The following is an 11,100-nucleotide window of genomic DNA, read 5'->3' as shown; positions in this document are numbered from 1 at the left end:
ACTACGCACGCCGTTCTCCGTTATGCCCGATTCCAGTCTCGACAACCGGAACCGTAGGCCGGAGAACGGCGTGCGCTGCTACGACATGCTCAACCCACCCACGACAACGTCACAAGAGCCCAAAAAACGATAAGAGGGGGCCCTTCCTTTCCGGCCGGCGGGCTACGTGGGGTTCCAGCCGTCGGGACCGGCCAGGTAGCGCTGGGGGGTGTAGTTGGCGGCCTGCGCGTCGCTCAACTGGGGGCGGTTGGCATTGACGCCCGCGCCGGCGCCCGTGTTGCGGTATTCGAGGAACCGCGCGTTCTGCCAGCTGTTCCCGGACATGTCCAGCCACGGCTGCGAGGTGTGGATGGTCGCGCTCAGCGACGACTCCCGGAACAGGACCTGAGCGTTCGGTCCCCACGGCCGACCCAGGTACGTGACATTGCTCGCCGCGCCGGTGACGGTCGACTTGTAGATCAGGAAGCCGTACTGCTTGGCCGGGTCCGTCCGGGCCGCGGTGATCGGTCCCTGGCCCGACGACCGCTTCTCGTAGATGGAGCAGTTGGCGAACACCGCGGTGCCGTCCCCGAAGATGAAGTCGACGGTCCCCTCGACGTACGAGTTGACCACGTACGCCCGCGCGTTGACGTTGACCAGGAAGGTGTCCTGGTCGCCGAGCAGCCGGACGTTGCGCAGCACGGCCCGGTCTGCGTTGAGGTTCAGCGCCACCGCCTGCGAGGAGCCGTTGTTCTCGTCGTAGTCGTTGGCGATGGCGAGGTTCTCGGCCACGAAGTTGGCGCCGTTGACGAACATGCTCGCGCTGTTGAACGTGCCGGTGCTGGACGCGGCGTTGTTGTAGACCAGCAGCGTGCTGGCCGGGGTCGAGCCGAGACCCTGCAGGGTGATGTTCGGCTTGTTCGCCGGGACCGTGATCACCTGCCGGTACGTGCCCGGCTTGATGGTGATGACCGCCCGCTGGCCGTTGTTGGCCGGTACGGCGTCGATGGCCGCCTGCACGGTCCGGTAGCGGCCCGTGCCGTCGGCCGCGACCGTGGGCGTACCGCTCGACGGCGGGGCCGAGGTCGGTGGCGGCCCGGTGGTGGGTGGCGACCCGGTGGTGGGTGGCGCGGTGCTCGTCGGCGGCGCGGTGCTCGGCGGTGGCGCGGTGCTCGGCGGCGGCGCGCTCGTCGGCGGGGCCGTCGTGGGCGGGACCGAGCCGGTGCAGGCGACGCCGTTCAGGGCGAAGCCGGTCGGGCTCGGGTTGCTGCCGCTCCAGCTGCCGTTGAAGCCCACCTCGACGGTGGCGTTCGAGCCGATGACGGCGTCGTAGTCGACGTTCGTGGCCACCACGGCGCCGCTGGCCGGGCTGGCGGTGAAGCCCCACGCCTGGGTGACGGCCTGGCCGGCAGCCGGGAACGTCCAGTCCAACCGCCACCCGTCGACGGGGTCGCCCAGATTCGTGATCCGGATGGTGGCCGTGAACCCGCCGGCCCACTGTCCGGTGACGGCGTAGCCGACCTGGCACCCGGCCGCGGCCCGGGCCGGGCCGGCCGTCCCGAGCGAGCCCACGGTGGCGAGAACGGCCCCGACGGCCACCAGGAGAAACGGCCGCCGATGTTCGGTAAGCGCTTTCACATCCCTCACTGTACGACTAGACACTCACGTATATCTATACGTTGGGCCCCGCTTTCCCGGCCTCCCGGAGCGTGGGATCCTGGCCGGCTGGTCCGGCCACGCTGTTCTGAGCCTCGACCGGTTCGGGCGCGCGCCTACCATGGTGGGCCGGATGGCCGGCACGGCGCCGGCCGCGCGCAAACGGGGGGCTTGCGGTGAGTGAGATCGGACGCGCCGAGACCGGGCCGCTGGATTCGCGGATCGACACCACGGTGGCGCACCCGGCCCGGCGCTACGACTACTGGCTCGGGGGTGGGAACAACTTCGCCGCCGACCGGGAGTCCGGCGACGCCGTGGCCGCGGCCTTTCCCACGGTACGCACGGCCGCCATCGAGAACCGGCGCTTCCTGCGCCGGGCCGTGCGCTACCTGGTTCGGGAGGCCGGCATCCGGCAGTTCCTCGACATCGGCACCGGCATCCCCACGGCCGACAACACGCACCAGGTGGCCCAGGCGATCGCGCCGGAGTGCCGCGTCGTGTACGTCGACAACGATCCCATCGTGCTCGTGCACGCCCGGACGCTGCTCACGAGCAGCCCGGAGAGGCGGACCGCGTACCTCGACGGCGACCTGCGGCGGCCGGACGAGATCCTGGACCACCCCGAACTGAGCGCCACCCTCGACCTCGACCGGCCGGTCGGCCTCATGCTGGTGGCCGTCCTGCATTTCCTGAAGGACGCCGACGACCCGTACGGAGCGGTCGCCCGGCTGGTGTCGGCCATGCCGGCCGGCAGCTACCTCACCCTCAGCCACGCCACCGACGATCACATGCCGGCGGAGACCATCTCGGCGGTCGACGAGGCGGGCGACCGGACCCGGGTGCCGTTCCAGTTCCGCGGCCGGGACGAGGTGGCCCGGTTCCTGACCGGGACCGAGCCGGTGCCGCCCGGGATCGTCTCGGTGGCGCAGTGGCGCGCCGACGACGAGGTCGCACCCCGGCCGACCGCCGCGGAGACCGCCGTCTACGGCGCGGTCGCCCGGATCAGCTGATCGGCCCGCCCGGACCGCTCGTCGTGCCGCAGCCGCCGGCCGGCGCGCGCGACGGCGCGCTGGCCGCTCGTGGTCCGCGCACGTCTTCGCTCCCGCGCGACACCCGGGCAATGATCGACGTTGATCGACGCTGCTGAGCAGCCGATCAACGGATGCTCGGGAGGAGTGGGTATGCGCAGACGATGGGCGGTCAGCCTCGCCGTGCTGGTCGGGCTCGCCGTGACCACGGTCGGCGGGCCGGCGGCCGGCGCCACCGGCCGGACGCCGGTACGGGCCGGCGACGGCGCGTACGTCACGCAGGAGACGGTCGTCGGGCAGCGTCTGGTCGACCTCACGATCTCCTCACCGGCGCTGGGCACCACCGCCAACGTCCGGTTGCTCACGCCGGACGGGTGGGACCGGCGCGGGCGCGGGGACCACTGGCCGGTGCTGTTCCTGCTGCACGGCTGCTGCGACTCGTACGTGAGCTGGACCCGGTCGACCGACGTGGCCAGCATCCCGCAGCTGCGCAACGTGCTCGTGGTGATGCCGGAGGCGGGCGCGGCGGGGTGGTACAGCAACTGGTGGAACGGCGGCCGCGGTGGCGTACCGGCGTGGGAGACGTTCCACCTGGGCGAGGTGCGCCAGATCCTCGAGCGGGGCTACGGCGCGGGCACCCGGCGGGCGGTCGCCGGGCTGTCGATGGGCGGCTTCGGCGCCATGTCGTACGCCGCGCGCCACCCCGGCATGTTCCGGGCGGCGGCCTCCTACAGCGGCGTCGTGCACCCGCTGCGGGACGCCGCTTTCTGGCTGCCGTTCTTCGGCTTCACCGGCCTGGACCCGAACGACCTGTGGGGCGACCCGGTGGCACAGCGGAACATCTGGCGGGCCCACGACCCGTACTATCTGGCCGGCCGGCTGCGGCACACGGACCTCTTCGTGGCCAGCGGCGACGGCACGGCCGGGCCGTTCGACGAACCCGGCCGGACCGACAGCCTGGAGGCGCTGATCTACCAGGAGAACCTCGACTTCGTCGCCCAACTGCGCGAGCGGGGCGTACGGGTGCGCACCGATTTCTACGGTCCCGGCACGCACAGCTGGCCGTACTGGCAGCGCGAGCTGCACCGGTCGCTGCCGATGCTGCTGCACGCCATCGGCGCGGACGGCCCCCCGAGCAGGTGACCCGGAAAGCGCTGCTGCCGGCCTGGTTGCCTGCCTGGTGTCGGGACCAGCTGGCCGGCGAACCCACCGACGTGCTGTTCCGGACGCAACAGGTCTCGATGGTGTTCGGCCTGCGGCTGACGGGTGGCGCGGAGGTCGTGGTAAAGGAGGTGTTGCACGGGGACTCGCCGGAGATCGCCGCCCGCTGCGCGGAGGTGTTCGCTCGGTTGACGGCCGAGCTTTCCGGCGTCACCGTCGCGCCGCCGCTGCCGCGTACAACGCCTGGGAGATCGCGCTGTGCGGTGGCAGCCCGGCCGGCGGGGCGGCGCTGCGGGCGCAGGCGGCCGAACGCCTCCGCCGGGCCGGCGCCTGACGGCAGGAGGCGACGTCGACGAGCGCCCGCGGCCCCCGGAAACGACCTCGCCGCCGGCACGGATCTCGTCCCGCCCGACCATCTCGGTGGGCACCTTGGGCATCCGCAGCGCGCCATCCGAGGGGCCAGCCGGATGATGTCTTCAGATCACCCCCGGGTACGACGACGCGGCCGGACGGAACGTGAGCAGGCGCGGCCTCACAATCCGCCGCGGTGGCTCGTCGTACCGGCGTAGGCAGCCGCGAGCAGGAAGTCGTCCGAATCATGAGCATCCGACCCGAGCCCGAACCGGCCGAACCAGGCCTGACCGCGATCATGAGCGAGCGGCGGCACCTGATCAATCTCGCATACCGACTCCTCGGCTCGCTGGCCGATGCCGAGGACGCCGTGCAGGAAACGTACGCCCGCTGGTACGCCATGACCCCGCCGCAGCAGGAGGCCATCGCCTCCCCCGGCGCGTGGCTGACGACAGTCGCCAGCCGGGTCTGCCTCGACCAGCTCCGCTCGGCCCGGGCGAAACGGGAGCGCTACGTCGGCGAGTGGATCCCGGAGCCGGTGCCCGAGCCCACCGAGTGGCTGGGGGCGCGGTCCGGCGCGGCGGCCCTCGATCCGGCCGATCGGGTCACCCTCGACGAGTCGGTGAACATGGCGTTCCTCGTGGTTCTCGAGTCGATGACGCCGGCCGAACGGGTCGCCTTCATCCTGCACGACGTCTTCCGGTACCCGTTCAACGAGATCGGGGGGATCGTCGGCCGGAGCCCGGCCGCGTGCCGCCAGCTGGCCACGTCCGCCCGCCGTCGCATCGCCGCGGCGCAGGCGCCGGCCAGCCCGACCGCCCAGCAGGCCGCCGTGGTCCGCGACTTCAAGCGGGCCTGGGAGGCCAAGGACATCCAGGCCCTGGTGGGCCTCCTCGACCCGGAGGTGACGATGGTGGCCGACGGCGGCGGGCTCGCACCCGCGGCGCTGCACCCGCTCGAGGGCCGCGAGGCGGTCGCGCTCGCCTACGCCAACATCGCGCGGGCGGCGGCCGACATGACGCTCGTGGAGCGGACCGTCAACGGCCAGCCGGGCTTGGTCGGCATGGAGGACGGCGTCACCGTGACGGTCTTCGCGTTCAATGTGGCGGAGGGCCGGATCAGGCACATCTGGGCGGTGCGCAACCCGGAAAAGCTGCGCCCCTGGACGACGGCGGGCTGATCCCGGCTTCCGCAGGCCCGGCGCGCCGGGCCTGGGCGCGGACCTCGGGGCCCGGGTCGCCCGCCGGATCAGTCCTCCGGCTCGCAGTCGAAGCCGGCCCGGCCGGCGGCCATCCGGACGGCGCCGAGCAGGTGCCGCAGGAAGAGCGGCTCGGTGTACGCGGCCTCGGTGTGGCCGAGCGCCGTGTACACCGAGCGGCCGCCGTCGTAGCGGTGGCACCACGCCACCGGGTGGTCCGCCCCCATCGACCCGCCGCCGTCGCCCACCGGGTCGTACGTCCGCTCGTCGACCGTGGCGAGGACCCGTACCCGGTGCCGCGGGTTGGTCCGGAAGTTGTACCACTCGTCGGTCCGCCACCACTCGTCCGGCAGGCCCGCGGTGGCCTCGACGCCGTGGCCCTCGACGCGGACCAGAGCCCGCTGGATGGCCGGGTGATCCTGGAAGTACGCGCCGACCAGACCGCCGTACCAGGGCCAGGCGTACCCGCTGTCCGCGGCGGCGTGGATGCCGAGGTAGCCGCCGCCCGCCCGGATGTACCGCTCGAACGCCGCCTTCTCCGCCGGCCGCGTCACCGGGTCGCCGCTGGTGGACAGGAAGATGACCGCGGCGTACCGGGCCAGGTCGCGGTCGGTGAACCGGGCGCTGTCCTCCGTCGCGTCGACCGCGAAGCCGTGCTCCCGGCCGAGCCTCTTGATCGCCGCGATGCCGGCCGGGATGGAGTCATGGCGGAAGCCGGTCGTCTTCGAGAAGACCAGGACCGTGTACGGCGCGCGGCCCGGCGCGGCCGGGGCCGTCGACCCGGCCAGACCGAGCAGGAGTGCCGACAGGATCATGACTGCTGACGCTACCCTCATCGATCTCCCTCGTCCTCCGCCAGCCTTCCCGATCGCGCGCCGGCACGCGTGCCGCCGCCGCTCGGTGGCAACCACTACCGTTCCTGGGATGACCCGTACCCAGCACCAGGACGGTGCGGACCCCGGCGGAGGCGAAACCGCCGACGGCGAAGCACCCGGCGCCGCCGGAGGCGAAGCCTCCGGTGGGGTCGGCTACCGGCGGTCGACCCGGTCCCCGCGCGGCGAGGCGCGGCGTCGGGAACTGCTCGCCCGGGTCACCGACGACCTCGCGGCCAACGGGTTGGTCGACTTCTCGCTGCGGCGGGCGGCGCGGGCCGCGGGAACCACGCACAAGGTGCTGCTCTATCACTTCGATGGGGTCGAGGACCTGATGGTGCAGGCCGTCACGGAGCTGCGCCAACGCCGCATCGAACGCAGCCTGGACGCCGCCGGCCAACCCACCGCGCTGGCCGACCGGATCGCAGCCGTGTGGCCGGTGCTGGTCAGCCGGGAGGCGCGGGTGCTGGACCAGGCCATCGGGCTGGCCATGTACGACCCGGACCGGTACGCGCCGCTCGGGCGGGAGGCGTCGGCGCAGTACCTGCCCTCCCTGCTGTCGCTGTGCCCGGCGCACTGGTCGGACCGGCGCAAGCTCGAGGTCGCCGAGATGGTCCTCGCCACCCTGCGCGGGTTCCTCGTGGACGCCCGCACCAGCGGCGACGACGCGGGGGTCGACGCCGGATTCGCCGCGCTGGCCCGGGCGCTCGATCGCGAGGAGTCCGCGGACGGGTGACCACCCGGCCGGGTCACAACCCGTAGACACCGATGTGAACCGCGTGGTTCACTTAACCCACGACCATCGGTTCGGGGGGAGATCAGCATGAGCGCGACGCAGCCGGCACGATCGTCCACACGGGAGTCCACGGCTCGGCGGGAGGTCCGGTTCGCCAGCGGCGACGCCAACTGCGTCGCCTGGCACTACCCCGGGTCCAACGGCGGCTGCGTGGTGATGGCCGGCGGGCTGGGGGTCACCAAGGAGCCCGGCACCGACCGGTTCGCCGCGCGGTTCCACGACGCCGGCTTCACCGTCCTGGCCTTCGACCACCGGCACTTCGGCGCCAGCGGCGGCCGGCCGCGCCAGGTGGCCCGCATCGGGGAGCAGCTCGCCGACTGGCGCAACGCGATCGCCTTCGCCGGCACACTGCCGGGGGTGGACCCGGGCCGGGTGGCCGCCTGGAGCTTCTCGGCCTCGGCCGGTCACCTCGTCCGGGTGGCCGCCCGGGGAGCGGGCCTGGCCGCGGTCATCGGGCAGAGCCCGAGCGTCGACGGGCCGGCCACCACCCGCAACGCGGTCCGCCACCAGCGCCCGCCGGTGATGCTGCGGATGATCGGCCGCGGCCTGCTCGACGCCCTCGGCGGGCTGCTCGGCCGCGAGCCGCTGCTGGTCCCGCTAGCCGGCCCGCCGGGCACCCTCGCGCTGCTGACCACACCGGACGCCGTCGACGGCGGCCGGATCCTGGACCCGGACGGCAGGTACCCGCGGTGGCAGCAGGCCATCGCGGCCCGGGCGGCGCTGACCGCCGGTTCCTACCGGCCGGGCCGCGACGCCGCCCGGGTGCGCTGCCCGCTGCTGATGGTGGTGTGCGACGACGACCGCACCGCGCCGATCGGACCCGCCGTCCGCGCCGCGCGCCGGGCGCCGCGCGGCGAGGTGCTGCACCTGCCCGGCGGGCACTACGCGCCGTTCCTCGACGCGCACGAGCAGGCCGTCGAGGGCGAGCTGGCCTTCCTCCGCCGGCACTTGGCGGGCACCGTAAGACCGATCACTGGATGATTTGCTGGCCAGGCTGTCCCGTCGTCATGCCTTGTGTAGCCGCTGGCGCGCTCCTTGGCGTCGGCGAGGTTCGAGGTTGCAACCCTCGGCGGCGGGTCGACACGAGGCCATCAGCTCAGGGCTTCCACCACCTGCCAGACCGCTGTCGAGGGATTGGCCTCGGGGGGCTCCCCCAGCCGCTTCGCCCGCCGCACCGCGGCCCCAACTCTGGTGCGGAACAGGTCAAAGTCCAACGCGGTTTTGTCCCAGTTCCGGATGTGTCTCGTCAGCTTCTCGGTCGCTTCGTCGGCGTTCTTCACGTAGCCGAAGCAGTCGACGTAGTGCAGCAGCAGCCAGATCTCGAAGCAGGGGTTGGACCAGGCGAGCCGGACCTGGTTGGCCGTCGCCGCCGCGTCGGTTTCCTGAGTCCGGTACTGATCAACATCGCAGACGGCCCATGCCTCATCCACATCGTTGGCATCCCGTCGTCGCGCTGCTCCGCGGACGACCTCGAGTGGCGATCCGCGCTCCACAACCACCATCACCCGGTGGGTGGTGAACTCCTGTTTGAGGCCGCTGAAGTAGGCGCGCTCCGTCGATTCGCCATTCGTCGCGATCAGTACGGTACGGCGCTGCTCACGCACTGCCGGCCTACGCCGGAGATCCGTCTCCCGACTCGCCGCGGCAAGGTCTCGTCCCCTCGGCCGCGGCACCCGGGCGCCGCGCGTAAGCTCAGTCTTCCTTCGGCTGGTCATTCGCCGCTCCGCGCGTCGCCAACGCCTGCTCGAACAGGTACGTCGACAGGTCCGGGATGCCTCCGTAGTTGCCGTTGAGGTACCGCCGTTGCCGGTTCTCGCCTTCCTTGCGGGGCTTGAAGTCGGTCAACGGATAGAGCGACGACGCCCCTTCGGCGTCCTTCTGGGTGAACCAGATCTCGTCGCGCTCAAGCACCTCCTCAGTGTCGAACGTGCCGAGCAGCGCCGCGTCGTGGCTGGTGAAGATGAGCTGGCTGTGCAAGGGATTCGTGACCGGGTTCTGAAAGAGACCGATGAGCTTGGCTGTCAGCATCGGATGCAGGCTCGCATCTATCTCATCCACCGTCATCACCCCCCCGCCACGCAGCACGGCCGCCGCGTCCACACCGAGCGCAAGGAGTTGCTGAGTCCCGGTCGACTCGTCGTGAAGATCGAAAAGGACATCACCCGTGGACGCACGATGGGAAAGTTGGAGTCGCAGCTGGTCGGTCGACCTCCGGTCCAACGTCTTGCGCCCGGCGGGGTTCCGGGAATTTCGGTTCATACCACCGACCGATTTGCCCTCGTTGTCGATCGACTCGTCGAAAAAGCTGGCCGGGTCGAAGATGGTCGGATCGGGGTCCGTCTTCTTCAGCGCGATGTCGACGATCCCAACGTCTGCCGCTCGGAGCAGTTCCACGATCACCCGACGGCTGTCCGGGTCGGTCGTCCAGCGCAGATCGGGTCGGAGGTACCTCCCCGTCCCCGGGCGGGTCTGCGTGCGCAGACCCAGAAACCATCGGTACGTCTCGTGCAGCGGCTGCGGCTCGTCCGGGTCGGTTGCCCTCCGGTGGGCTTCAAATCTGGCGACGGTGCTGAGGAAGAGTGCGGTGGGGGCGGTGATGTCGGCGATTCGTTCGAGTTCTCCACGCCTACCTGAGCCCTCCCCCCAGGTGAAGCCGTCCTCATCGCGATCGAACACCGTTCGCTTGCGGTTGTGCGGATACTGGTACAACCACTCCTCAAGGACCCGCTCGTCATCAAGGGCGAAGCCGTAGGTGTGCCGAACGCCACCGAGAAGCAGATCGACGACGTATCGCGAAGGAGCGTCCGACGCGTCCATCGACAACCGGAACGGATCCCGCACCAGGCCGAATCCTGGTTCCACCTCTCGATCCGACCGGATCGCCAGCCGACGCATGAAGGCCAGGGCGTGCAAGCAGTTCGACTTGCCCGACGCGTTCGCCCCGAAGATACCCACCACCCGGACCGCCGCGTCACGGCCCGCGGAGACCTCGGTGTTCGGGTAGGCCGGGGTCAGGTTCAACTGCTGCTCGTCCCGGAACGAGCGATGGTTTGTGAAGCTGAAACTAAGCAACATGGGCTCGCTGCCCTCAAGTTTTTGCGGTCTTAACCTCGTACGTGCGAGTAAACCACAGAAAGGGCTCCCTGAAGCCTGTGTTCCAGGAGTCAGCTGGCCGGCTCGTTCCGCCCTTGCCGGCGCTCCGCCCGCACCGTCCTGCCGGATCGGGTAGCCTTCAACGCCGTCTGTCACCAGGCTGCCCGGGCCATCGACGCCGCCGTCACCGGCGGCACTCCCGCCGGAGTCACGCCTAGCTTCCACGCGGTCGACCTCGCCACCCCCGACGCCACATCGCGGTCCTGCGGCACGCGACGGTACCGCTGGTCGCCTTCGCCCGCCCGCTGAGCGCCGGTGACGTCACGCCAGCCTCGTCCGCTGCCTAGCTGCGTCAAGCCGGCGAGTCCCACCAGCGGGGCAGGTCGACATCCGGAGTGTCCGGGCTGGTGAAATGGAACGGAACGGCGATGCTGTCCGCCACCGCCTGGCCTTTGGTGATCGCCTCCGCGGCCTCCGGCCAGGGCGGTACGTCGCCGTTGAACAGGCGCAGATCGCCGCCGCGCCGAAACTGCGCCAGCCACTCCTGGTCGAAACGGCGATGGTGCCGGCCCGGCCGCTCCACGATCGCGTACAGCGCCACGAACCATCCGTAGGTGTCTCCATCCCACAGCGCCTCCACCGCAGCCACCGGATCCGGAATCGACCTCACTCGCTCGATCAGTTCCGGAGCCTCGACCGGCGGCTCCGCCGGTTCGACGAGTCCTTGATCGCGAAGACAGGCCATGCGGTCCAGGAGCATGCCCTGTGGCTGGTACAGACCCGGGCGAGGTTCTAATCCACCGTCCGAGCGCAGCAGCACGATGGCAGGGAGCAGCCGCCGATGGCGGAGTTCGTCGTCGATCCGCTTCCGCAAATCCGAGGAGATCGACGTCCACCACAAGACCTCATCCCACACGCCCCTCATTCTGGCCGTACCGTCGACGAAACTCGTTGCGGGCCGTCGCT

Annotated in this window: 10 protein-coding genes; 5 read left to right on the top strand and 5 right to left on the bottom strand. The window is 71.2% G+C overall.

Features of this window, described 5'->3' with window-relative positions:
* Window positions 1–162: 162 nt before the first annotated feature.
* A complete protein-coding gene (locus tag ACFFHU_RS17445) occupies window positions 163–1,617 on the bottom strand; it encodes a pectinesterase family protein (protein WP_377340211.1) in 1,455 nt (484 codons plus the stop codon).
* 194 nt (window positions 1,618–1,811) lie between these two features.
* On the opposite strand from ACFFHU_RS17445, the gene ACFFHU_RS17440 reads away from it, so the two are divergent.
* From ACFFHU_RS17440 to sigJ, 3 genes are all read left to right on the top strand, one after another.
* Entirely contained in the window at window positions 1,812–2,645 is an 834-nt protein-coding gene (locus tag ACFFHU_RS17440; protein WP_377340210.1) for an SAM-dependent methyltransferase, read from the top strand.
* A gap of 171 nt (window positions 2,646–2,816) precedes the next feature.
* The gene (locus ACFFHU_RS17435; RefSeq protein ID WP_377340208.1) at window positions 2,817–3,806 is read left to right on the top strand and encodes an alpha/beta hydrolase; all 990 of its coding nucleotides are present in this window, start codon (window positions 2,817–2,819) and stop codon (window positions 3,804–3,806) included.
* A gap of 616 nt (window positions 3,807–4,422) precedes the next feature.
* Complete coding sequence (gene sigJ, locus ACFFHU_RS17430; protein ID WP_377340206.1) at window positions 4,423–5,355, top strand: RNA polymerase sigma factor SigJ; 933 nt, start codon at window positions 4,423–4,425, stop codon at window positions 5,353–5,355.
* Window positions 5,356–5,423: 68 nt separating this feature from the next.
* On the opposite strand, the gene ACFFHU_RS17425 is transcribed toward sigJ, so the two are convergent.
* Window positions 5,424–6,188 carry a ThuA domain-containing protein gene (locus ACFFHU_RS17425; RefSeq protein WP_377340205.1) on the bottom strand — a complete coding sequence of 255 codons (765 nt, stop codon included), beginning with the start codon at window positions 6,186–6,188 and terminating at the stop codon, window positions 5,424–5,426.
* Window positions 6,189–6,297: 109 nt separating this feature from the next.
* On the opposite strand from ACFFHU_RS17425, the gene ACFFHU_RS17420 reads away from it, so the two are divergent.
* Together ACFFHU_RS17420 and ACFFHU_RS17415 are read left to right on the top strand one after the other, a co-directional pair.
* Entirely contained in the window at window positions 6,298–6,981 is a 684-nt protein-coding gene (locus ACFFHU_RS17420) for a TetR/AcrR family transcriptional regulator (RefSeq protein ID WP_377340203.1), read from the top strand.
* Between the two features lie 87 nt (window positions 6,982–7,068).
* A complete protein-coding gene (locus ACFFHU_RS17415) occupies window positions 7,069–8,022 on the top strand; it encodes an alpha/beta hydrolase (RefSeq protein WP_377340201.1) in 954 nt (317 codons plus the stop codon).
* A 110-nt stretch (window positions 8,023–8,132) separates the two neighbouring features.
* Here the strand turns inward: ACFFHU_RS17415 and ACFFHU_RS17410 are convergent, their stop codons facing one another.
* The 3 genes from ACFFHU_RS17410 to ACFFHU_RS17400 all read right to left on the bottom strand — a co-directional run bounded on the left by ACFFHU_RS17410 (window position 8,133) and on the right by ACFFHU_RS17400 (window position 11,050).
* Entirely contained in the window at window positions 8,133–8,645 is a 513-nt protein-coding gene (locus ACFFHU_RS17410) for an RloB family protein (RefSeq protein ID WP_377340200.1), read from the bottom strand.
* A gap of 88 nt (window positions 8,646–8,733) precedes the next feature.
* Complete coding sequence (locus tag ACFFHU_RS17405) at window positions 8,734–10,116, bottom strand: AAA family ATPase (protein WP_377340199.1); 1,383 nt, start codon at window positions 10,114–10,116, stop codon at window positions 8,734–8,736.
* A 370-nt stretch (window positions 10,117–10,486) separates the two neighbouring features.
* Entirely contained in the window at window positions 10,487–11,050 is a 564-nt protein-coding gene (locus ACFFHU_RS17400; RefSeq protein WP_377340196.1) for a hypothetical protein, read from the bottom strand.
* Between the last annotated feature and the right edge of the window lie 50 nt (window positions 11,051–11,100).

Source organism: Plantactinospora siamensis (assembly GCF_042434095.1).
GTDB lineage: Bacteria > Actinomycetota > Actinomycetes > Mycobacteriales > Micromonosporaceae > KBS50.
This window is presented reverse-complemented; position numbering and strand designations above follow the sequence as displayed.

Coding starts and splice junctions, on each gene's coding strand:
- ACFFHU_RS17435 (WP_377340208.1), top strand. CDS start 2,817: ATGCGCAGACGATGGGCGGTCAGCCTCGCCGTGCTGGTCGGGCTCGCC.
- sigJ (WP_377340206.1), top strand. CDS start 4,423: ATGAGCATCCGACCCGAGCCCGAACCGGCCGAACCAGGCCTGACCGCG.
- ACFFHU_RS17420 (WP_377340203.1), top strand. CDS start 6,298: ATGACCCGTACCCAGCACCAGGACGGTGCGGACCCCGGCGGAGGCGAA.
- ACFFHU_RS17415 (WP_377340201.1), top strand. CDS start 7,069: ATGAGCGCGACGCAGCCGGCACGATCGTCCACACGGGAGTCCACGGCT.
- ACFFHU_RS17405 (WP_377340199.1), bottom strand. CDS start 10,116: ATGTTGCTTAGTTTCAGCTTCACAAACCATCGCTCGTTCCGGGACGAG.
- ACFFHU_RS17425 (WP_377340205.1), bottom strand. CDS start 6,188: ATGATCCTGTCGGCACTCCTGCTCGGTCTGGCCGGGTCGACGGCCCCG.